This window comes from Pseudoalteromonas sp. SG41-1, assembly GCF_014164575.1.
GTDB classification, from domain to species: Bacteria; Pseudomonadota; Gammaproteobacteria; order Enterobacterales; family Alteromonadaceae; genus Pseudoalteromonas; species Pseudoalteromonas rhizosphaerae.
This window is the reverse complement of record NZ_JACJFL010000001.1, coordinates 119,286-141,602: the sequence shown is the minus strand read 5'-3', so window position 1 is coordinate 141,602 and position 22,317 is coordinate 119,286. Positions and strand designations below refer to the sequence as shown.

General features: G+C 41.0%; 18 protein-coding genes and 1 tRNA gene. 12 read left to right on the top strand and 7 right to left on the bottom strand.

What is annotated here, in order from left to right; all coding sequences use genetic code 11:
* Positions 1 to 38 precede the first annotated feature (38 nt).
* Positions 39 to 1,904 (bottom strand): signal peptide peptidase SppA, encoded by a 1,866-nt coding sequence (gene sppA / locus H5203_RS00650; protein WP_182819190.1) that lies wholly within the window; start codon positions 1,902 to 1,904, stop codon positions 39 to 41.
* Between the two features lie 218 nt (positions 1,905 to 2,122).
* On the opposite strand from sppA, the gene H5203_RS00645 reads away from it, so the two are divergent.
* From H5203_RS00645 to H5203_RS00615, 7 genes are all read left to right on the top strand, one after another.
* On the top strand, positions 2,123 to 4,084 hold the full coding sequence (locus tag H5203_RS00645; protein ID WP_182819189.1) for an FAD-dependent oxidoreductase: 1,962 nt from the start codon (positions 2,123 to 2,125) through the stop codon (positions 4,082 to 4,084).
* A 64-nt stretch (positions 4,085 to 4,148) separates the two neighbouring features.
* Positions 4,149 to 4,832: a DoxX family protein gene (locus H5203_RS00640; RefSeq protein WP_182819188.1), complete on the top strand. Its 684-nt coding sequence runs from the start codon at positions 4,149 to 4,151 to the stop codon at positions 4,830 to 4,832.
* A gap of 114 nt (positions 4,833 to 4,946) precedes the next feature.
* Complete coding sequence (locus tag H5203_RS00635) at positions 4,947 to 5,495, top strand: NAD(P)H nitroreductase (RefSeq protein ID WP_145233196.1); 549 nt, start codon at positions 4,947 to 4,949, stop codon at positions 5,493 to 5,495.
* Between the two features lie 202 nt (positions 5,496 to 5,697).
* A complete protein-coding gene (locus tag H5203_RS00630; protein ID WP_145233198.1) occupies positions 5,698 to 6,075 on the top strand; it encodes a hypothetical protein in 378 nt (125 codons plus the stop codon).
* Positions 6,076 to 6,176: 101 nt separating this feature from the next.
* Positions 6,177 to 6,267 (top strand) — tRNA-Ser (locus H5203_RS00625).
* Positions 6,268 to 6,316: 49 nt separating this feature from the next.
* A complete protein-coding gene (locus H5203_RS00620) occupies positions 6,317 to 6,703 on the top strand; it encodes a hypothetical protein (RefSeq protein ID WP_179959208.1) in 387 nt (128 codons plus the stop codon).
* Between the two features lie 104 nt (positions 6,704 to 6,807).
* Entirely contained in the window at positions 6,808 to 7,425 is a 618-nt protein-coding gene (locus H5203_RS00615) for an FKBP-type peptidyl-prolyl cis-trans isomerase (RefSeq protein WP_182717447.1), read from the top strand.
* A 71-nt stretch (positions 7,426 to 7,496) separates the two neighbouring features.
* On the opposite strand, the gene H5203_RS00610 is transcribed toward H5203_RS00615, so the two are convergent.
* On the bottom strand, positions 7,497 to 9,887 hold the full coding sequence (locus tag H5203_RS00610; RefSeq protein ID WP_182819187.1) for a TonB-dependent receptor domain-containing protein: 2,391 nt from the start codon (positions 9,885 to 9,887) through the stop codon (positions 7,497 to 7,499).
* A 150-nt stretch (positions 9,888 to 10,037) separates the two neighbouring features.
* Here H5203_RS00610 and H5203_RS00605 point away from each other — a divergent pair, with 150 nt between their 5' ends.
* Entirely contained in the window at positions 10,038 to 10,565 is a 528-nt protein-coding gene (locus H5203_RS00605; RefSeq protein WP_182717449.1) for a YaeQ family protein, read from the top strand.
* A gap of 4 nt (positions 10,566 to 10,569) precedes the next feature.
* On the opposite strand, the gene yfaE is transcribed toward H5203_RS00605, so the two are convergent.
* The 5 genes from yfaE to ubiG form a co-directional block, all read right to left on the bottom strand.
* Entirely contained in the window at positions 10,570 to 10,842 is a 273-nt protein-coding gene (yfaE, locus tag H5203_RS00600) for a class I ribonucleotide reductase maintenance protein YfaE (RefSeq protein WP_145233207.1), read from the bottom strand.
* Positions 10,842 to 11,972, bottom strand: coding sequence for a class Ia ribonucleoside-diphosphate reductase subunit beta (nrdB, locus tag H5203_RS00595; protein ID WP_145233209.1), 1,131 nt, complete (start codon positions 11,970 to 11,972; stop codon positions 10,842 to 10,844). Before nrdB ends, yfaE begins: the two co-directional genes overlap by 1 nt.
* A 69-nt stretch (positions 11,973 to 12,041) precedes the next feature.
* Positions 12,042 to 14,324 (bottom strand): class 1a ribonucleoside-diphosphate reductase subunit alpha, encoded by a 2,283-nt coding sequence (gene nrdA / locus H5203_RS00590; RefSeq protein ID WP_145233211.1) that lies wholly within the window; start codon positions 14,322 to 14,324, stop codon positions 12,042 to 12,044.
* A 401-nt stretch (positions 14,325 to 14,725) separates the two neighbouring features.
* Positions 14,726 to 15,409 (bottom strand): HAD family hydrolase, encoded by a 684-nt coding sequence (locus tag H5203_RS00585; RefSeq protein WP_182819186.1) that lies wholly within the window; start codon positions 15,407 to 15,409, stop codon positions 14,726 to 14,728.
* Positions 15,409 to 16,119, bottom strand: a complete 711-nt coding sequence (gene ubiG / locus H5203_RS00580) for a bifunctional 2-polyprenyl-6-hydroxyphenol methylase/3-demethylubiquinol 3-O-methyltransferase UbiG (RefSeq protein ID WP_145233215.1) — start codon at positions 16,117 to 16,119, stop codon at positions 15,409 to 15,411. The genes H5203_RS00585 and ubiG overlap by 1 nt, the downstream gene beginning before the upstream one ends.
* Before the next feature lie 179 nt (positions 16,120 to 16,298).
* On the opposite strand from ubiG, the gene gyrA reads away from it, so the two are divergent.
* The 4 genes from gyrA to cmk all read left to right on the top strand — a co-directional run bounded on the left by gyrA (position 16,299) and on the right by cmk (position 22,290).
* Positions 16,299 to 18,998, top strand: a complete 2,700-nt coding sequence (gene gyrA / locus H5203_RS00575) for a DNA topoisomerase (ATP-hydrolyzing) subunit A (protein ID WP_145233217.1) — start codon at positions 16,299 to 16,301, stop codon at positions 18,996 to 18,998.
* A 114-nt stretch (positions 18,999 to 19,112) separates the two neighbouring features.
* Positions 19,113 to 20,195 carry a 3-phosphoserine/phosphohydroxythreonine transaminase gene (gene serC, locus H5203_RS00570; RefSeq protein ID WP_182717451.1) on the top strand — a complete coding sequence of 361 codons (1,083 nt, stop codon included), beginning with the start codon at positions 19,113 to 19,115 and terminating at the stop codon, positions 20,193 to 20,195.
* Complete coding sequence (aroA, locus tag H5203_RS00565) at positions 20,195 to 21,472, top strand: 3-phosphoshikimate 1-carboxyvinyltransferase (RefSeq protein WP_182730600.1); 1,278 nt, start codon at positions 20,195 to 20,197, stop codon at positions 21,470 to 21,472. The genes serC and aroA overlap by 1 nt, the downstream gene beginning before the upstream one ends.
* A 107-nt stretch (positions 21,473 to 21,579) precedes the next feature.
* Entirely contained in the window at positions 21,580 to 22,290 is a 711-nt protein-coding gene (gene cmk / locus H5203_RS00560; RefSeq protein WP_145233224.1) for a (d)CMP kinase, read from the top strand.
* Positions 22,291 to 22,317 lie beyond the last annotated feature (27 nt).

Here is a 22,317-nt window from a genome sequence, read left to right as displayed (position 1 = left end):
ATAACGGTTAGTTGCTGCGATTACAGCCTATACACTATTTATTGCGAAATATTACACACTAAGCAGCGGGCATAAATGCCTTGCGGATCGTTGTAATCTTTTAGACCTTCAACCTCAGTTGTTAATTGCTTAACTAAACCATTGATAGATGCTTGGTTTGAGAGTGCGTTTTGTAGCGTACTTTGTGAGCCAATTAGCGATCTAATCGATGCATTTCCAAAAATATCCTGCATTAATTTCTCTTCCGCCGATAGACTCTGCTTAATGGTTTTAACTTCATAAAAATCAAGCTTAGCCAGTTCAGCTGCCGCTTTGATAGCGTCTTGCTTATTGCCTAATTTGTCAACTAAGCCAAGCTCTTGCGCTTGGCTTGCAATCCAAACACGGCCTTGTGCAATAGAGTCAACTTGCTCAGGGGTCATATTTCGTGCTTCACCAACAACCTCTAAGAAGCGTTGATAAGCATCTTCTACACTTAGTTGAATAACCTGTGCCATTTTTTCATTAAGCGGGCGAGCGATTGATAGACCAGCCATTTCAGTTGTGGCAACGCCATCTGAATAAACACCTAATTTAGCCATGGTGTTTTCAAAGGTCATAAAGTTACCAAATACACCAATTGAGCCGGTAATTGTGCTCGGCGCTGCCCAAATTTCGTTGGCAGCAGAGGCAATCCAGTAGCCGCCAGAAGCTGCTACTGAGCTCATTGAAGCAACCACTGGTTTACCAGCTGCTTTAAGAGCAAGCACTTCAGCACGAATAACTTCAGAGGCAAACATACTGCCACCGCCAGAATCAATACGCAGTACAACCGCTTTTACTTTATCATCTAAGCGTGCTTTACGTAGTAAAGCCGCTGTAGAGTCACCACCAATTTCACCGGCTTTACGTTCGCCGTCAGAGATAGTACCGCGTGCAACCACAACGGCGACTTTTTCTGTCATTGGGTTATCAAACTCAATCGGCGATTTAACTAATGAGAGATATTCTTTAAACGATACTTGGTTAAAGGTTTTGCCTGTTTCTTCAGTGCCTACTAAGGTAATTAATTGTTGACGCACTTGTTGATTGGTTTTTAAAGAATCAACCCATTGATGTTCAAGGGCATATTTACCTGAATCGCCATTAACTGCTTGCATTTTTGCCAGAAACACGTCCATTGTTTCATCAAAGTTTGCTTCATCAAATGGGCGCACAGCGGCAACGTCTTGTTTGTATTCTTTCCACAATGCACCTAGCCATACATTATTAGCTTCTTTTGCTGCATCTGACATATCGTTACGAATAAACGGTTCAACAGCCGATTTAAATGTACCAACACGGAAAATATGCTGAGTGATACCGAGTTTTTCAAGCGCATCTTTAAAATATAACGGGTACATGCCAAAGCCTTGGATCTCTACACCACCATAAGGGTGCATAGATATTTCATCAGCGTGCGCAGCAATGTAATATTGTGCTTGTGAGTAATAATAACCAGAGGCAATTACTTTTTTGCCGCTCGCTTTAAACCGCTCTAACGCTAGAGTGATTTGTTTTAATTTATTTAAATGCGCGCTAGGCATTTTTTGTAAATCCAGCAAGATCACACTAATGCGTTTATCTTCAGTGGCTTGATCAATTACATTGATAATATCATCAAGTAAAATTTCAGCGGGCTCATCGTTGCTCTGTGTTGCGTCATTGATGGCAGATTCAATTGGATCAACGTAAACTTTTTCTTCTACGATTGGACCATTGAGGTTTAGCCTGAGCACAGATGTGTCAGCAACATTGATTTCATTGTCATCGCTTGCGATTGAAACAATGAAAAGAATAACGAGTAACACAAATAAAAAATTGAGGACTAAACGACGAGAAAAGTTAATTCCTGCCCACAGTCCTTTAAATAGCTTTGCAATCAAAATAAATCCTTAGTCTGGTACAACTTATATCTGTCACCATCTTAGCTCAGAATAAAAATTAATTTAACTGTTAAATCGTAACTAAGTATTTATGAGCGAGGTTTTAACCGTGAGAATGTGAACATATTAACTAATTTATCGCTTTTGTTGCTTATTGCTTGCCAATCGAGCAAAATTGGCTAATGTATAGAGGTTAGACCAGTTCATTGGGGCAGAGGATGTTAGAACAACAATTACAATTGAAACACACACAGCTACGTAACCGTTTGGTAATGGGCTCAATGCACACGGGGCTTGAAGAGGGATGGCATAACCGAAAACGACTGCGTGCTTTTTATGAAGCGCGCGCTAAAGGTGGTACTGCGATGCTCATTACGGGGGGCTACAGTCCTAATTTGCGCGGCAAATTAACCCCAATCTCATCGTCTTTTAATAGCTATTATGATGTGTTTAAGCACCGTGCATACACTGATGTTGTCCATCAATACGGCGGTAAGATTTGCTTACAATTATTACATGCTGGACGTTATGCGTATCATCCATTTAATCAAGCACCAAGTGCAATTAAAGCACCTATTAACCCATATCAACCTAAAGCAATGTCGCTCAGTGCAATTAAAAAAACCATCAAAGACTTTGCTCATTCCGCCTATTTAGCACAAAAGGCAGGCTACGATGGCGTTGAAGTGATGGGCTCAGAAGGTTATTTGATTAATGAGTTTATGGCACCGCATACCAATAAACGCTTAGATGAATACGGTGGAAGTTTAGAAAACCGTATGCGTTTAGCGTTAGAGATAGTCAAAGCTGTACGTGCCAAAGTAAATAAAGAATTTTTAATTATCTTTCGATTATCGGTGATGGATTTAATTCCGAATGGGTCAACACCTGAAGAGGTTACCATCCAGGCCAAAGCATTAGAGCAGGCTGGAGTTGATATTTTAAATACCGGCATAGGCTGGCATGAAGCACGAGTACCTACTATTGCTAGTATGGTGCCAGCAGGTGCATTTAAAGAAGCTTCAAAACGTTTAAAAGAAGTGGTATCGGTTCCTGTCATTGCTGTAAATCGTATTAATACTCCTGAGATTGCCAATGAAATTTTAACTGCAGGGGATGCCGATCTGATTTCGATGGCACGACCACTATTAGCCGATCCAGAGTTTTTTAATAAATATCAAGCACAACAAAGTAAACACATTAATATTTGTATCGGCTGTAATCAGGGCTGTTTAGATCATGTATTTAAAGGTAAACGAGCAACATGCTTAGTGAATCCTCAAGCGGGGTTTGAGCTAGATTATCCTCTTGAGCTGACCAACAAGGCTAAAAATGTGTTGGTTGTAGGTGCTGGGCCTGCGGGCTTATCTGCCAGTTGTTACTTAGCGCAAAAAGGTCATACGGTAACGCTGATTGATAAAAATACAGATATGGGCGGCCAATTTAATTTAGCGATGCGAATCCCTGGTAAAGAAGATTTCAATCATACCTTGCGTTATTTTATTAATGAACTTGAACGTCTAAAGGTCACGGTAACACTCAATACTCCTTTTACCGATAAAATGCTTGAGCAATACGATGACGTGGTGTTTGCAACGGGGGTGCGCCCGCGTGAGGCAAACTTTACCTGCGCGGATAATAAACGTGTTTTTTCATACGATGAAGTTATTCGTGGTGAAGTTGAATTAGGGCAATCGATTGCAATTTTAGGTGCCGGCGGCATTGGCTTTGATATGGTTGCTTTTTTAAGTGAACATAAAGACCAAAGTATTGCTGATTTTAAATCGCAGTGGGGAATTGAGTGTCAGCCAAGTCCAGATAAAGATAATCGTCAATTGTTTATGCTAAAACGCAGCGCTGGGCGTTTTGGCAGTGAGCTTGGTAAAACAACGGGCTGGATACATCGTCAAGTTGCAAAGCAACATGGTGTAAAACAGATCGCTGATTGTCAGTATCATCATTTTGATCAGCAAGGTCTAAAAATTACTGTGGCAGGAGAGGAGCAGGTGCTACCTGTTGATACAGTGATCGCTTGTATCGGGCAAGTCTCTAATAACGAATTAATGTCGGGGTTAATCGATAATCCTAAAGTACATGTAATTGGCGGGGCCAAATTAGCATCAGCAATTGATGCAAAACGAGCTATTTATGAAGCGCTTCAGGTCGCGCGTAAAATTTAACTGAAATAAACTTTTAATCGTAGCGGTCTTTGTTTAATACATTTCAAAAGACTAGACTGCTACGATGAATACATTGATCACACTATATAAAACTTCCCTACAAAAAACAGCCATTTTTGATGGTATCCCTGCTTTGCTATTTAGACTGATACTGGCGCCAGTTATGATCATCGCAGGTTATAACAAGCTAAATATCAGTGGTAATGGTAATGGTAATGGGTTTTTTGAATTCTTTTTAGCTTCTCCAGATGTTGTTGCTTGGTTTGGTAACCCAGACTGGGGCTTAGGCTTACCTTTTCCTGATTTACTGGCTTTTTTAGCTGGCTGGAGTGAATTTCTCGGTGGCTGGCTGCTCTTAGTTGGTTTATTAACCCGTCTGGTTAGCATACCGCTGATGTTTACTATGGTCGTTGCCGCAACTTCTGTACATTGGCACAATGGCTGGTTTGCGATTGCGCCGACAGATCCAGATACCAGTGCTGCACAAGTACTTGATTGGTTGGCGATCCCCGGTGCAAAAGAAAGTTTAGATAATTCCCGAGAAGTAAAAGAACGTATTGAGAAAATTCGAGGACTTGTACAAGAACATGGTTTCCCAGATTACCTTTATGAAAAGGGTAAACCGTCGATTTTGAATAATGGCATTGAGTTTTCAGCAATTTATTTTGCGATGTTATTGAGTTTATTTTTTACCGGCGGTGGGCGTTTTGTTAGCCTTGATCACTGGTTACGGAAAAGATTCGAATAATCTAAATCTCTACCTGTCAGTTTGCGACGGCCGTCGCAAACTTTCTAACTTTCAAACTTTCTCAGCAATCCCTATCAATGCTATGCTAGTTTCTTTTTTAATTAGAGAATCGCTATGGACGCTATTGAGCTTTTATTGACTCGTCAGTCAGATCCTCGACTGATTGCACCTGCCCCAAACAACAGTCAACTTGATATTATTAAACAAGCAGCGCTTCGTGTGCCTGATCATGGTTGCCTTGCGCCTTGGCAATTTATTGTTGTTGCAGAAGATGCGCGAGAACGACTCGGCGAAATTTATTATCAAAGTGCAGTTGCAGAACAACAAGATGAAAAAGTAATTAATCGTGCCAAAGAGTTACCGCTGCGTGCACCGATGATAATCATTGCCATTGCCAAATATCAAGCGCACCCAAAAGTGCCGCGCATCGAACAAGTACAAAGTGCTGGTTGTGCTGTGTTAGCTATGCAACAAGCAGCTTTTGCGCAAGGACTGGGTGGTGTCTGGCGTACTGGTTACTTTGCGCAAAGTGAGGCGGTAAAAGCGGCGTTAAAGCTTGATAATGAAGATGAGATTGTCGGTTACCTGTATTTAGGCACTCCAGAAGTGGACTGTAAAAAGGCTGTTCGTCATAGCCCAGAACACTTTTTCACAAACTTATAGTTGCCAAAACGTAATTAATTGGAACTTTGTCGTGTTATTTCAGTCAGAGTGCATTAAGGCTACCTTTGTTATTATCTTTAGGTAGCTTGGCTGTCTGAAGCGCTTGGATGCAATAACCCTCAATACAATGGTTTGTTATTTTTCTGCAGTTTGTTAATGTATGGAGTGTCTTAATTAGAATAACAACAAGAAGACGAGGATAATGGGAAATTTATTTTTACGTGAAAAAGAAAAATGGTTAACGTGGTCCTTATGGGGTTTTGTTGGTGCGGCTATCACTCTTTACACAGCATTTAGTACACAGACTCCTCATTTAATAGCGATCTCATCAACTGCTATTGTGGTTATCTTAGCGTGGTGGATGCAACGCACAAGACGATTTGATTTTGGTAGAGCGTTTAAAGTGTGTTGTTACGTGTTGTTTGTGAGTATTTTACCCGCTTTTGTATTGGTGCTTGTACCAAGTGATGATCTAAACCGTTTTGATTTAATCTTTCAGAGCTTAAGTTTTGTAACTTTTAGCTTATTAGTCTGCTTACTGTGTTCGTGGGTCGCGAAACGTCCAAAACAGTATTATTGATGTATTTTTAAGCGCTTTGAGTAATTATAACGATTAATTTGAACTTTTTTACTTTTAGGGCTTTACAACAAGGCGGCTAACCCCTATTATCCGCGCCGTACGGAGAGATGGCAGAGTGGTCGAATGCACCGGTCTTGAAAACCGGCAGGGGTTTATAGCCCCTCTAGGGTTCAAATCCCTATCTCTCCACCATATTTAAAAAGCCGCCTTATGGGCGGCTTTTTGCTATCTGGAGTTTAAGATGTCACAGCAAAATCAATTAAACACCACACAACGGGTGCTAAAACACGTACTGTTATGGTCGGTGTTTGGCTACTGTTATCACAGTGCTATTAACTTACTCGTTAAAATGGCGATGGATGCACAACCAGAGCATGTATTGCTCACAGCTATGCTTTACTGCCTAGGCTTTAATCTATTAGCTGGGCATTTAATTACTAAATATGATAAATACTGGCCAGAAATTGCGGCAATATTTATTGGTTGTATCGGTTTATTAGTCGTGCCGGTGCTATTAGTTGGTACGCAGGCATTACTGAGTCGTCCATTACTTGCTGGTATTTTAATCAGCTTGCCAATCTTGACTTTTGCTGTGCGCTTAATAAAGCGAAAACTCACTAAAAACTAGCTCTAAAGAAGCCCAAAAGGGCTTTTTTTTATGATAGCATAGGCGCGTCTTTTAACTGATACCAGCGTTATTAAGCTTGGTATAAACAAAACGTGAAACATATTATGTCAGATAATTTTACTACAGATGCTGAAAAAGCAAGTTACGGTATTGGCCTACAGATGGGTGAGCAACTTAAAGCTAACCCTTTCGAAGGTTTAAACTTAAATTCAGTATTTGCAGGCATGAAAGATGCGTATGTGGGCGGCGATTTCCAAGTTGAGATCCCTGAGATCCAAGCTGCATTCGAAAAAATCAACACTGAAATCCAAGCACGTCGTGAAGAAGAAGCGAAAGTACTTGCAGCTGAAGGCATTGCATTCTTAGAAGAAAATGCAAAACGTGCTGAAATCACAGTGACTGAGTCTGGTCTTCAATATGAAGTACTAGCAACAGGTGAAGGCAACAAGCCAACTGCTGAGTCAACAGTGCGTGTTGATTATCACGGTACACTTATCAACGGTACTGTATTTGACAGCTCTTATGAGCGTGGTCAACCTGCTGAGTTTCCAGTTGGTGGCGTGATCAAAGGCTGGACTGAAGCATTACAAATGATGCCTGAAGGCACCAAATGGCGTATCTATGTTCCTCATGAGCTTGCTTATGGAGAACGTGGTGCCGGTGCTGCAATTGCACCATTCTCAACACTGGTATTTGACGTTGAGCTACACGAAATTCTTTAATTAGAAATTGAGTAATAAAAAAGCCGCGCTAATAACTATTAGCGCGGCTTTTTTATGGTTATTTACTGAGATCAGAAATAACCACGTAGACCAATTCTAAAGTTACGCCCAGGAAGTGGCGCTTCATCTTTAATAAATGAACTATGTACAAAACCCAGTTCATCCGTAATATTATCAACGTTGATATAAAACTGTGTATCTACCGGACCGACACTTAATTGATAATTTGCTTGCGCATCAAACAGTGTATAGCCATCAGTTGCGGTTTCATAAGCCGTAATATCACGTTGTTCAAAGTAGTGTGTGCCAGTTAAGCTGAACTGCCAATCACTGATATTATACTGAAATTCTGAACCTAACTTATTTGCCGGAATACGCGGTAAATACCCTTCATCATCAGCAAGTTTTGCAGTGGTTGAGTCACCAAATACTTTTACCATCGCATTTGAATTTAATTGATAATGTGCATCAAATTCAATGCCGTATAATTTCGCATTTTTACTGACAAATTGATAAACAGCCATACCATCATCGTGGCCAGGCTCTGCAGCTTCAAGGCCGTGCTCTTCATCAAACATTAACCCCGTGTTTTGCTGATAGTAAAAATTGGCAATGTCGTTATAGAAAAAGTTAACCGTATAACCAAAATCGCCACTAAAGCGTCTAAAGCCAAAATCAATATTGGTTGATGTTTCTTGTTTGATATTTTCAGGTTCGAAGTGAATTTCACCGTCTTCTATCGCGTAGCCTAAACCAAGCTCATAGGTGCCAGTTGCAATATGGACACCATTTGATAATAGCTCGGCTGATAACGGTGCGCGTTCAGAGTGTGACACGCTAAGCGCAATACTTTGTCCGGGTGTATATTGCCAAATAGCGCCTGCTGAAGCGCTCAGATTAGTAAAGCTTTTACTGTAAGGCGTTATTTCATTGGCGTGTTCATCAGTATGATCATCTTCATGGTCATGGTCATGCGCAGCAGCACCGACATTACTATCAATATTATAATCTTCAATACGCGCACCTAATTCTAATGTCACGTTGCCAAACTGTTTTTCTTCGAGGATAAATAATGCATGAGTAGTCGTTTTGCTAGCGGGTGTGAAGGCTTCTTCACCATCGGCATCATAATCAGATTCACTAAAATGATAACCAGCCATACCATGCCAATTACCTAACTTATGCTCGATATTTAAACGTGCTTCAGTGGTTTCATTACTAAAGATAGTACCGATCGCGCCATCTTCAATTTCAGCATGGCGATAATCAGTATAACCTAGACGTAAATTAATAGTTTCAATCCAGTTGTTGTGTAATGCATAGCTCATCAAACCTTGCCAGCGATCTTGTTCTACACGCGCATAAACGGCTTCTTCTTCGCCTTCATCATGGTCGTGTTCGTGTTCGTGATCATGGCCATGTTCATGGCTATGTGCTGGAATACCGTAGTCGGTTTCAATACGGCCATAAGAAACACCTAGCGTTAAATGCTCACCTACATAGCTAGTACCAAAGTTAACGGTTTGGCTATCAATAAAGGTATTTTTTACCGAGGTGGCTGTTTCATGCTCTTCTTCGTCATGACCCTCATGATCTTCGTGCTCTTCTTCAGGTAAGTTAAAACGCGGAGTTTGGTAGTCATCACCAGTGCGTTTGGTACCGTCAAAATGGAAGTTAAAGTTGTTATGGCCCGTCTCAAGCTTGGCAGCATAGGTGTTGGCATTTGAAACTGTGTCATGGCTGTATTCAACAGCCCCAGTTAACTGCTCGATATTATCAGTTGGAATGCGGTTATCTACTACGTTAACTACGCCACCAATCGCGCCTGAGCCATAAAGTAGCGTAGCTGGGCCACGCAAAACTTCAATCTGTTCTGCAGCTAGGCTGTCATTCGATGTTGCGTGATCTGGGCCAATACGTGACGCATCGCTGCTGTCTAAGCCATTTTGGGTGATTTTAACGCGAGGGCCATCTAAGCCACGGATTATAGGGCTAGATGAAACAGGGCCAAAATAGCTGGCATTAACACCCGGAAGCCCTTTGAGCGTTTCGCCTAACGTGGGTTTTGCTTTATTGCGCAGTTCATCACCACTGAGTACACTCACTGGTGAAATCATCTCTAAGCTATTTTTATGCAGGGCAGAGGCATACACAACGACAGATTCAACTGACGTAGGTACAAGCGTGATATTTAGAGCAGAACTGGTTTCAGTTACTTGAACTCTAGCATCAACAAAATTATTTTTACTAATATGTAATTGGCTATTAGCATCAATATTAATACTAAATCGGCCATTCTCGTCAGTTTTAATTGACTGTGCTTTACCGTGTACGTGCACATCGGCATAGCTGAGTGGTTGCTTGTTATTGTCAAAAACTTGCCCAGTTACCAGCGCAGCATGAGCAGAAAAAGAGCTTAAAGCAGTGATAATTGCAGTTGATATTAAGGAATGTCGGATCATGGTTACTACGTTGTTGCTATTATGTTGTGATATAATATAACACCATCATTTGTGCTGATCAATAATGTTATACCATAACTTTTAAAATAAACGTGCTTATATCAGATTGGGCTATACTCAATAGGAGTAACGGCGAGACTGGTGAATATTATGTCTGATAAAACACGTATTTTTAAAGCACGATTTAGCATAGCTGATCTGCGTCATCAGCGTAATCACAAAGAAATTTTTACCACAGCGTTGACTAAAAATGAAACACTGGAGCATTTTGTTTTAAAGCTGTTAGGCTATTGTATTTTATCTTATGACAGCCATGCAGTGCTTAATAAACTTGCTGATAAACTACAGCCAGATGTAGGAATTCAAGCGTTGGACGAACATTATAAAACCTGGTTAAGTGTTGATAAACCTGACCTTGATGAATTAGTTAAGATCGCTAAGCAGGTGGATGAATTATTAATTTTAACAACGGGCAATAGTGAATGGTTGACGCAATCTCAGTCACGGTTAAAGTTATTTGATAATAGCCATATTATTGAGATTGACCAACAGTTTATTGATGATATTCAGGTGGATTTAACCCGCAGTTTAAATTGGGATGTAACCATAGATGAAAGTAGTTTAATGATCAGTGATAAAATACATTGCTATGAAACAAAGCAGTTTGACTGGCATTAACAAATTACTTCAAATTGAGAGTGATATTGCCATCGGGTTTACAGCAGCACAGCAGTACTTCTCCATCACGTACAAAGGCGAGTGGTTCTTCGTTATAGGTGACTTGCCCTGCTACTAGGGTTGCTCTACAGGCACCACAATATCCTTCTCTACACTGAAAAGGAATTTCATATTGCTGTTGTTCTAGGCAGTCTAAAAGGGAATGACAGCCAGTGTCAAAATCTACACACTGGCTATTATCTGCAAAGTGGATCTTTGCAGTTTTGTTGCTGGTCATTAGAGATCGAAGTCACCGAAATCAGAGGCATTAACTTGAGAGTCAATTTGGCCTACAAGGTATGAGCTGATCTCCGCTTCTTGTGGAGCAACTTGTACATTGTCTGACACTAACCATGAATTGATCCATGGGATAGGGTTACTGCTGGTTTTAAACTGTGTTGGTAAACCAACTGCAGTCATACGAGCATTAGTAATGTACTCAACGTATTGGCATAAAATATCTTTGTTTAAGCCAATCATTGAACCATCTTTAAACAGGTATTCAGCCCATTCTTTTTCTTGTTCAGCAGCATCAACAAACATCTTGATCGCTTCATCACGACACTGGGCTGCTACGATAGCCATTTCAGGATCGTCTTTACCATCTTGCATAATATTCAAAATATGCTGAGTACCAGAAAGATGAAGCGCTTCATCACGGGCGATCAGCTTAATAATTTTAGCGTTACCTTCCATTAATTCTCGCTCTGCAAACGCAAATGAACAGGCAAAACTGACATAAAAACGGATCGCTTCTAAGATATTCACTGACATCATTGCAAGGTATAAAAGCTTTTTAAGTTCAAATAAACTGATATGAACTGTTTCGCCATTAAGTTCATGTTTACCTTCACCGTATAAGTTATACACAGCCACTTTATTAATTAATTCATCGTAATATTTAGTTACGGCATCAGCACGTTCACTGATCTTTTCGTTACTAACGATATCATCAAAAATAAGCTCAGGGGCTTGGGTAACGTTACGAATAATATGTGTATATGAACGGCTATGGATTGTTTCACTAAATGCCCATGTTTCAATCCAGGTCTCAAGTTCTGGGATCGACACAATTGGCAGTAACGCAACATTAGGCGAGCGACCTTGCACACTATCAAGTAAGGTTTGATATTTTAAGTTACTTAAAAATATATGTTTTTCGTGATCAGGTAAGGCCTGAAAATCTAACCGATCTTTACTTACATCGACTTCTTCAGGACGCCAAAAAAACGATAGTTGTTTTTCAATTAGCTTTTCGAAAATAGGGTACTTCTGTTGATCATAACGCGATACGTTAACGGTTTGGCCGAAAAACATCGGTTCTTGTAGTTGGTTATTATGGTTTCGGCTAAAAGTAGTATAAGACATAAGATCACTCAAAAAACGAACAGGGCAAAGCGGGCGTATAGCCCGCTTCCAATTTATATTTATTACCGATTAGATTTTACACGCACCGCCTGCACAATCATCATCTTCCACTTCTGGTGTATCTTCTTGCATATCAGATGCACCATCACGGGTGTTATGGTAGTAAAGGGTTTTAACGCCAAGTTTGTAAGCACCCAGTAAATCTTGTAATAAGACCTTCATTGGTACTTTACCACCTTCAAACTTATTTGGATCGTAGTTAGTATTGGCAGAAATTGTTTGGTCAACAAACTTTTGCATAATACCCACTAATTCTAAATAACCTTTATTTGATGGGATATCCCACAATAATTCATAATTATTTTTAAGGCGTTCATACTCAGGTACAACTTGTTTTAAAATACCATCTTTACTGGCTTTAACACTGATATGACCACGTGGTGGTTCAATACCATTAGTTGCATTTGAAATTTGCGACGATGTCTCAGATGGCATCAACGCAGATAACGTTGAGTTACGCATACCATGCTCTTTAATATTGGCACGTAATGTATCCCAATCTAAATGCAATGGTTCATCACAAATTTTATCCAAATCACGTTTGTACGTATCGGTTGGCATAATACCTTGCGAATACGTTGTTTCGTTAAATTTAGGACATGCACCACGTTCTTTAGCCAGTTCATTTGAGGCTTTCATTAGGTAATACTGTATTGCTTCAAATGTTTTGTGAGTCAATGCATTGGCACTGCCATCAGAATAACGTTTGCCATTTTTAGCAAGGTAATATGCGTAGTTGATTACGCCTATTCCTAGTGTACGACGGCCCATAGTTGCATTATGTGCTGCTGGCACCGGGTAGTCTTGGAAATCCAGTAAGTTATCAAGTGCACGTACCGCAAGTTCTGCAAGCTCTTCAAGTTCATCCAGTGACTCAATCGCACCTAAGTTAAAGGCCGACAGCGTACACAGTGCAATTTCACCTTCTTCATCATTAACATTGTTAAGTGGTTTAGTTGGCAATGCAATTTCTAAACATAAGTTAGATTGGCGAATTGGTGCCACTTTAGCAATGAACGGGCTGTGTGTATTACAGTGGTCAACGTTTTGTAAATAGATGCGGCCAGTGCTAGCACGCTCTTGTGCAAACATTGAAAACAGCTCAATCGCTTTAATACGTTTTTTACGAATTGACTCGTCTTGTTCATATTGTACGTAAAGACGATCAAATTCATCTTGATCTTCAAAAAATGCATCATATAAACCAGGCACATCAGACGGGCTGAATAATGTGATGTAATCATCTTTGATCAAACGTGAGTACATTAGTTTATTAAACTGTACACCGTAATCTAAGTGACGAACGCGGTTATCATCAACACCACGGTTGTTTTTAAGCACTAATAAGTTTTCAACTTCTAGATGCCAAAGTGGATAGAACAGGGTTGCTGCGCCACCACGGACACCACCTTGCGAACAACTTTTAACGGCCGTTTGAAAGTGCTTATAAAACGGGATACAACCAGTGTGGTATGCTTCACCATTGCGAATAGGGCTACCTAGTGCGCGAATACGACCAGCATTAATACCAATACCTGCACGTTGCGATACGTATTTTACAATCGCTGATGAGGTTGCATTAATTGAATCTAGGCTGTCACCGCATTCAATCAGTACACATGAACTGAATTGACGCGTAGGGGTACGAACTCCCGCCATAATAGGCGTAGGTAATGAAATTTTGAACAATGACACCGCATCGTAAAAACGCTTTATGTAGTCTAAACGCGTTTCTTTTGGGTAATCAGAGAACAAGCTGGCTGCAACTAAAATATACAAAAACTGTGCGCTTTCATAAATTTCACCCGTAACACGGTTTTGTACTAAATATTTACCTTCAAGCTGTTTAACAGCAGCATAGCTGAAGTTTAAATCACGTCCATGATCAAGGTATTCATCCAGTTGATCAATTTCTTGCTCTGTGTAGTCAGCTAGTAAGTGTGCATCGTAACGCTTATCTTCAACTAACTTAACGATATGATCATACAAGCGCGGTGGCTCAAATTGACCATAGGCTTTTTTACGCAAATGGAATACAGCTAAGCGGGCTGATAAATATTGATAATCAGGCGACTCTTTAGAGATCTGATCAGCGGCCGCTTTGATGATGGTTTCATGGATGTCTTCAGTACGAATACCATCATAAAACTGGATGTGCGATTTCAGCTCAACTTGTGAGACAGACACATTATTTAGACCTTCGGCGGCCCAAGCAATAACGCGATGGATCTTATCTAAATCAAGTGACTCTTTACGGCCGTCACGTTTGCTTACAGATAGCTGTTGGTTCATAGTTTTGCCTGTATTCCTTGGGATATAATATTTTTTAGTGACACATTTTTCTTAAAATAAATTTTTTATTGCAATAAAACTGTATTAGCGCGAATTTAATTGAATAACATTTAGCCACAACATCTGGTGTTCATCAAATTCTAGATCACAAGATAGTGTGGTATGCGATCATTTGCAAGGGGCATAAACGCCCCTAATTGTGGATAACGTTGGGATAACACGCTTGTGTTAGTAGCCATTAACCTTTGACCATCTGATTAAAATGAAATTTATAAAAATCAACTGATGATCGATTAAATTTACGCATTTTAAAAATAAATTTTGGCTGCTTTTTTTATCAACAAACAATGTGCAAAAAGTAACACGATCACAATATGTAGTGGTTAAAATTTAACATGGCACTATATATGGTTAAACGCATCAATAGGTGATTGCCAATTAAAATCGGCTTGCCAACTCAATGCTTCAGCTTCACTAGGGATGTAGCCCCACAACGCAGCAGCGCTGTGCATGTTTGCAGCCTTGGCTGCAATTATGTCACGCTGCGCATCACCGATATACAAACAACGACTCGGATCAACATCTAACAGTTGGGCTGTATGCAGTAAAGGTAAAGGAGATGGTTTAGCGATATCGAGGGTGTCACCACTGACAATGGCCTGTGCATCTTTGAGTTCAGCAATTGCAGCAACTAATGGAATAGTCAAAAACTCAGGTTTATTAGTCATGATCCCCCATTTGATCTGTTGTTGATCAAGCGCGATCAATAATTGTGCAATTCCAGTAAAGCATTGACTATGGGTGGCAATATTATCTGCGTAGGCCGTTAATAGCTGCTGGCGTAAGTCAGCTTGATTTGGGTGATCGTGCCATTGCTGACCAAATCCAGCTGCAAGCAGCGCCATTGCACCGTTAGAAGCTGCAGGACGATATATATCAGCGGTTACTAATGGTTGGTTATGATTAGCGAGTACGTAATTAAGCGCAGCCCCTAAATCATCTGCGGTATCGAGTAATGTACCGTCTAAATCAAAAATAAAGGCGTCGTAATCAATTGCGGGGGTTGCTGTGTTAAAACCAGCCATTACGCTAGTTTCTCAAAATGCAGAATATAATTAACGCTTACATCGGTATTTAAGCTGTACTGCTTTGATAAAGGGTTATAACTCAATCCCGCACTAGCACGTACTTTGAGGCCCGCTTGTTCTGCCCATGCAATGAGTTGTGCTGGTTTGATAAACTTTTTGTGATCATGGGTTCCATCAGGCACCATCTTCAATAATTTTTCCGCCCCGATAATTGCGTACAAATATGCTTTTGGGGTTTTGTTTAATGTAGAGAAAAATACATCAGCACCAGGTTTCGCTAATTCTGCTACTGCATGAATGATAGATGCAGGGTCTGGCACATGCTCTAACATTTCCATACAAGTAATAGTATCAAAGCGGGCAGGGTGTTCGCTGGCATACTGTTCGGCAGGTATTTTTATATAGTCAACGTTTACACCGGTTTCTAAACTGTGCAGTTTCGCAACGGTTAACGGCTCTTGACCCATATCAATACCAGTCACATGTGCGCCCATTCGCGCCATACTTTCACTCAATATACCGCCACCACAGCCGACATCGAGTGTTTCTTTGTCGAATAAGCCTTTGGCCTTGTCGGCAATAAAATCTAATCTTAATGGATTAATTTCATGAAGGGGTTTAAATTCTCCTTCACGATCCCACCAACGCTCAGCGATGGCTTCAAACTTTGCAATTTCTGCACTATCTACATTCTGATGTTCGGTCATAAAAAACTTCCTCGTCAATCTCAGGCCATTATATAGGGGTAAATTAATAAATCGCAAAGATTTAGCGCCTGTAAATCTAAATAAATTGTGGTAGCATGACTTGGTAATAATAACTAAATCCCCGCAAGCGCCCATATGTGGCACTTTCGTGGGTCAATACTGAAGGAATGTGATATCAAATGACTGATTTCGCCAATGAAATTCTGCCAGTCAATATTGAAGACGAGTTAAAAAACTCCTATTTAGATTACGCAATGAGCGTAATAGTAGGACGAGCACTACCAGACGTACGTGATGGTTTAAAACCTGTTCACCGCCGCGTTTTGTTTGCTATGAACGAGCTTAATAATGATTGGAATAAGCCTTACAAAAAATCAGCCCGTGTGGTTGGTGATGTAATTGGTAAATACCATCCCCATGGCGACAGTGCGGTGTATGACACAATCGTACGTATGGCCCAGCCATTCTCTTTACGTTATATGTTAGTTGACGGCCAAGGTAACTTTGGTTCAGTTGATGGTGACTCAGCAGCAGCAATGCGTTATACCGAAGTCCGTATGGCGAAAATGTCTCATGAGCTTTTGGCTGATCTTGAAAAAGAGACTGTTGATTTTGTACCTAACTATGATGGTACAGAGCAAATTCCTGACGTATTACCGACCAAAGTTCCTAACTTATTAGTGAACGGTTCATCGGGTATTGCGGTAGGTATGGCGACGAACATTCCGCCTCATAACTTAACTGAAGTTGTGAATGGCTGTTTAGCACTTATTCAAAACCCTGAATTAACCATTCATGAACTAATGGATTATATTCCGGGCCCAGATTTTCCAACTGCGGCAATTATCAACGGTAAAAAAGGCATTGAACAAGCCTATTTAACTGGCCGTGGCAAAGTGTACATGCGTGCACGTGCGGAAATTGAAGTTGACGAAAAAACCCATCGTGAAACGATCATCGTTCACGAGATCCCTTATCAAGTAAATAAAGCCCGCTTAATCGAAAAGATTGCTGAGCTTGTTAAAGATAAGAAGATTGAAGGCATTAGTGCATTACGTGATGAATCAGATAAAGACGGTATGCGTATCGTTATCGAGATCAAACGTGGTGACGTAGGCGAAGTGATCTTAAACAACCTTTATGCACAAACTCAGTTACAAACTGTGTTTGGTATGAACATGGTTGCGTTGATCAATAACCAGCCTAAGTGTTTCAACTTAAAAGAAATGCTTGAAGAATTCATCATTCACCGCCGTGAAGTAGTGACTCGTCGTACGGTATTTGACCTACGTAAAGCCCGCGATCGTGCACACATGCTTGAAGGCTTAGCAATTGCACTTGCTAACATTGACCCAATTATCGAGCTTATTCGTAACTCACCAACGCCAGCTGAAGCTAAAGTAGCACTTGCTAGCCGCCCGTGGGAATTAGGTAATGTGAAAGCCATGCTTGAAAAAGCCGGTGAAGCAAATGTTGCCCGTCCAGATTGGTTAGCGGATGACTTAGGCATTCGTGATGGTCAGTATTATATTTCTGAGCAACAAGCCCAAGCAATTCTAGATTTACGCTTACACAAGCTTACTGGTCTTGAACATGAAAAGATTCTAAGCGAATACCAAACGTTATTAGATTTAATTGCCGAGCTTTTATATATTCTTGCTAATCCTGAGCGTTTAATGGAAGTTATCCGCGATGAGTTAGTTGAAATTAAAGAGCAATACGGCGACGAACGTCGTACTGAAATTAATGCCGCGGCTCATGATATTAGTCTTGAAGACTTGATCACAGAAGAAGACGTAGTAGTAACCCTATCTCACGAAGGGTATGTGAAGTATCAGCCATTGTCTGATTACGAAGCACAGCGCCGTGGTGGTAAAGGTAAATCAGCAACCAAGATGAAAGATGAAGATTTCATTGAACGTCTACTAGTTGCTAATACTCACGACACGATTCTTTGTTTCTCAACGGCGGGTCGCTTATATTGGCTTAAAGTGTATCAATTACCACTTGCCAGTCGTGCAGCCCGTGGTAAGCCAATTGTAAACTTATTGCCGCTTGAAGCAGACGAACGTATTACGGCTATCTTGCCAGTACGTGAGTATGAAGAAAATAAATACATCTTTATGGCAACTGCATTTGGTACCGTGAAGAAAACACCATTGACTGCGTATAGCCGTCAACGTGCTAGCGGTATTATTGCCGTTAACTTAAACGACGGTGATAGCTTGATTGGTGTCGATATCACTGATGGTAGCAACGAAATCATGTTGTTTACTGATGCTGGTAAAGTTGTTCGCTTTAAAGAAGCCGAAGAATCACCTGTTTTAGATGAAAACGGCAACCCAGTACTTGATGAAAACGGTAACCCGGAAATCAAGTTCAAGGGTGTTCGTCAGATGGGCCGAACTGCAACAGGTGTTCGTGGTATTAAGATGGCTGAAGGCCAACGTGTTGTATCATTAATTGTACCTAAGACGAATGGTGCTATCTTAACCGTGACAGAAAACGGCTACGGTAAGCGTACATTGCTCAGTGACTACCCTGCTAAGAGTCGTGCGACTCAAGGTGTGGTATCAATCAAAGTAAGTGAGCGTAACGGTGCTGTAGTTGGTGCTGTACAAGTTGACGATAACGATGAAATCATGATTATCTCTAATCGAGGTACTCTGGTGCGAACTCGCGTTAATGAAGTTTCTACCGTTGGGCGAAATACCCAAGGTGTTATTTTGATAAGAACTATTGACGAAGAGCAAGTAGTTGGTTTACAACGTATCGAAGAGATCGAAATCGATGAGCTTAACGCTATTATCGAAGGTGAAAGCGTTGAACTAGTCGACACTGTTAATGATGACGCTGGGGATAATCCTCCAGAGGCATAACATTAATCATTAAAGCGGCTTCGGCCGCTTTTTTTTACTATAAAAATCAAAAAAATTAATTGTTAAAATTAGCAATTAAAAACAATTGTTAAATTACTGGAATGAGGAAAGGTAATGAGTATATATAATTTTTGTGCTGGGCCTGCAATGTTACCGCCAGCTGTGATGGAAAAAGCACAAAAAGAATTTCTTGATTGGCAAGATTTAGGTGTATCGGTGATGGAGATCAGTCACCGTAGTAAAGAATTTTTAGCATTAACGGCACAATGTGAAGCAAGCTTACGTCGGTTAATGAATATCAGCGATGAATTTGAAGTGCTGTTTATGCATGGCGGTGGTCGAGGCCAATTTGCTGCTGTGCCACTGAACCTGCACCAAGCAGGTAAAGATGCCGTATATTGTGAAAATGGTGTGTGGTCTAAAGGTGCGGTTGACGAAGCGGTCAAATTTACTACCGTCACTGAGCTTGATGTCCGTAATGACACAAATGAGCAATTTTCTATCAAACCAGTTAGTGAGTGGCAATTTCCAGCCGATCCTTCATACATCCACTATTGTCCAAATGAAACCATTGATGGCATTGAAGTGTTTGATGTACCAAGTCACCCAACAGCGCCGATCGTTGCAGACATGTCATCAACTATTTTATCGCGTGAGTTTGATGTTGATCAGTTTGATTTAATTTACGCTGGTGCACAAAAGAATATTGGTCCATCAGGCCTTGCCATTGTGATCATTCGTAAAACGTTGCTTGAGCGTGAAGGGGTTGCAAAGCCAGGTATATTTGATTACGCACTCGAAGTAAAACAAGGCAGCATGTATAACACGCCACCTACGTTTGCTTGGTATTTAGCGGCAGAAGTATTTGACTGGCTTGAGAAAAATGGTGGTGTTAAAGCCATGGAACAGCAAAATATAGCAAAAGCCGAACTGCTGTACGGCTTTATTGATGAATCACCGTTTTATAGTAATAAGGTTGCTAAGCATTGTCGTTCACGTATGAATGTGCCTTTTTGGCTCAATGATGAAAGCTTAAATGCACAGTTTTTAGCCCAAGCAAAAGAAGCTGGCTTACTTGCACTTGAAGGTCACCGTATTGTTGGCGGTATGCGTGCGAGTATTTACAACGCCATGCCACTTGCCGGTGTACAAGCGTTAGTTGACTTTATGGCGAAATTTGCCAAGGAGCACAGTTAATGGAGCAGTTACGGTTAGAGCCAATCAATCTAGTAAATGGCAGTGTTACCTTACCTGGCTCAAAAAGTTTATCAAATCGTATTTTACTGTTAGCGGCACTTGCGCAAGGCACAACGGTTGTAGAAAATTTATTAGACAGTGATGATATTCGCCATATGCTTGGCGCATTAAAATTATTGGGCGTTGATGTAAGTCTTAATGATGATAAAACTGTAGCCACTGTAAAAGGTGTTGGCGGGCAGTTTTTAACTCCAGCTGAGCCACTGTTTTTAGGTAATGCAGGCACCGCGTATCGCCCACTGACTGCGGTTTTAGCAGCGGTGAAGGGAAACTATGAACTAATTGGCGAGCCACGTATGGAGGAACGTCCAATTGGTCATCTAGTGGATGCTCTGCAAGCGCTCGGTGGGGATGTTAGTTATTTAAAAAATAAAGACTATCCGCCACTTAAAATTGTTGGTGGGCAAATTAATGGCGGCAACGTTGCAATTGATGGCAGTATTTCGAGCCAATTTCTCACTGCATTATTAATGGCTGCGCCGTTATTTAATGGCGATACGTGCATTACAATTAAGGGGACGTTGGTATCTAAACCGTATATTGATATTACCTTAGATGTAATGGCTCGCTTTGGCATATCGGTAACTCACGATAACTATAAAACCTTTACTGTAAAAGGTGCGCAGCAATACCAAGCTGTTGAGCGTATTATGGTTGAAGGGGATGCATCAAGTGCATCTTACTTTGTCGCTGCGGCGGCAATTGCCGGTGGTGAAATCGAGATCAAAGGTGTAGGTGCAAAATCTGTGCAAGGCGATATTGGCTTTGCAAAAGTGATGGAGCAGGTCGGTGCTAAAATAGATTGGTATGACGAGCGCTTAGTGGTACGTAAAGGCGAATTAAAAGGTGTTGATATCGATGCCAATGCTATTCCTGATGCGGCGATGACCCTTGCTACAGTGGCGTTATTTGCAGATGGTCCAACCGCTATTCGTAATATCTATAACTGGCGCGTAAAAGAAACTGATCGCTTACATGCAATGGCGACGGAGCTGCGTAAAGTGGGCGCTGAGGTAGTTGAAGGTGAAGATTTCATCGAAATAACACCGCCAAAACACTTTAACGATGTGGCGATTGATACCTATGACGACCACCGTATTGCGATGTGTTTTGCCATGGTAGCGGTAGGCGGCAAGCCAATAACTATCAATGATCCTAAGTGTACATACAAGACATTTCCAACATTTTTCAATGTACTAGCATCGGTTAGTCAATAAATGACTAAAGTTGAAATATAAAAAGTTACATACAAAAAGCGGATATATTTAATTAAGTAACGTATAATGTCGCAGTTTTATTTTGGTGTGCATTGCAGGAGGTTTAAATGCAGGCGTTATTAATGCCCGTGATCACCGTTGATGGCCCAAGTGGTTCAGGTAAAGGAACTGTTTGTCGCTTGTTAGCCGATAAATTAGGGTGGGATGTACTGGATAGTGGCGCGATTTATCGCGTATTAGCACTAGCAGCACTTCATCACCAAATTGCACTAGACAACGAAGAGGCATTGGTGCCTTTAGCTGCTAACTTAGATGTGCAGTTTTTAGTTGATAGTCAAACTAACGCTGGAAAGGTTATTCTGGAAGGTGAAGATGTATCAACAACAATTCGAAATGAAGAAGTAGGAGCTGCCGCTTCAAAAGTAGCAGCCTTACCGCGCGTTAGAGAAGCATTATTACGGCGCCAACGCGCATTTCGAACTGAAAATGGGCTAATAGCCGATGGCCGCGATATGGGCACTGTGGTGTTCCAAGATGCTCCATTAAAAATTTATTTAACCGCTAGTGCAGAAGAACGCGCGCGCCGACGTTTTGTTGAGTTGAATGAACGCGGTCTTGATGTTACACTAAGTGGTCTATTAGAAGATATTCAAGCACGTGATGACCGCGATATGAATCGTGCTGTTGCGCCGCTTGTACCAGCTGACGATGCTATTGAACTCGATACTAGCGAGCTTAATGCACAGCAAGTGTTTGATAAGGTTATGATTTTATTAGATGCAGCGATCGTCGAAGGTAAACTTCCAAAGCGACGATAAACTATTTATGCGCCAGCAGGATGCCAG

Bases quoted from the DNA above. Each gene is read 5' to 3' on its own strand.
- gyrA (WP_145233217.1), top strand. From the start codon at position 16,299: ATGACTGATTTCGCCAATGAAATTCTGCCAGTCAATATTGAAGACGAG.
- H5203_RS00635 (WP_145233196.1), top strand. From the start codon at position 4,947: ATGGACGCTATTGAGCTTTTATTGACTCGTCAGTCAGATCCTCGACTG.
- H5203_RS00605 (WP_182717449.1), top strand. From the start codon at position 10,038: ATGTCTGATAAAACACGTATTTTTAAAGCACGATTTAGCATAGCTGAT.
- nrdA (WP_145233211.1), bottom strand. From the start codon at position 14,324: ATGAACCAACAGCTATCTGTAAGCAAACGTGACGGCCGTAAAGAGTCA.
- yfaE (WP_145233207.1), bottom strand. From the start codon at position 10,842: ATGACCAGCAACAAAACTGCAAAGATCCACTTTGCAGATAATAGCCAG.
- H5203_RS00610 (WP_182819187.1), bottom strand. From the start codon at position 9,887: ATGATCCGACATTCCTTAATATCAACTGCAATTATCACTGCTTTAAGC.
- H5203_RS00585 (WP_182819186.1), bottom strand. From the start codon at position 15,409: ATGGCTGGTTTTAACACAGCAACCCCCGCAATTGATTACGACGCCTTT.
- cmk (WP_145233224.1), top strand. From the start codon at position 21,580: ATGCAGGCGTTATTAATGCCCGTGATCACCGTTGATGGCCCAAGTGGT.
- H5203_RS00645 (WP_182819189.1), top strand. From the start codon at position 2,123: ATGTTAGAACAACAATTACAATTGAAACACACACAGCTACGTAACCGT.
- H5203_RS00630 (WP_145233198.1), top strand. From the start codon at position 5,698: ATGGGAAATTTATTTTTACGTGAAAAAGAAAAATGGTTAACGTGGTCC.
- serC (WP_182717451.1), top strand. From the start codon at position 19,113: ATGAGTATATATAATTTTTGTGCTGGGCCTGCAATGTTACCGCCAGCT.
- aroA (WP_182730600.1), top strand. From the start codon at position 20,195: ATGGAGCAGTTACGGTTAGAGCCAATCAATCTAGTAAATGGCAGTGTT.
- H5203_RS00620 (WP_179959208.1), top strand. From the start codon at position 6,317: ATGTCACAGCAAAATCAATTAAACACCACACAACGGGTGCTAAAACAC.
- H5203_RS00615 (WP_182717447.1), top strand. From the start codon at position 6,808: ATGTCAGATAATTTTACTACAGATGCTGAAAAAGCAAGTTACGGTATT.
- H5203_RS00640 (WP_182819188.1), top strand. From the start codon at position 4,149: ATGAATACATTGATCACACTATATAAAACTTCCCTACAAAAAACAGCC.
- nrdB (WP_145233209.1), bottom strand. From the start codon at position 11,972: ATGTCTTATACTACTTTTAGCCGAAACCATAATAACCAACTACAAGAA.
- ubiG (WP_145233215.1), bottom strand. From the start codon at position 16,119: ATGACCGAACATCAGAATGTAGATAGTGCAGAAATTGCAAAGTTTGAA.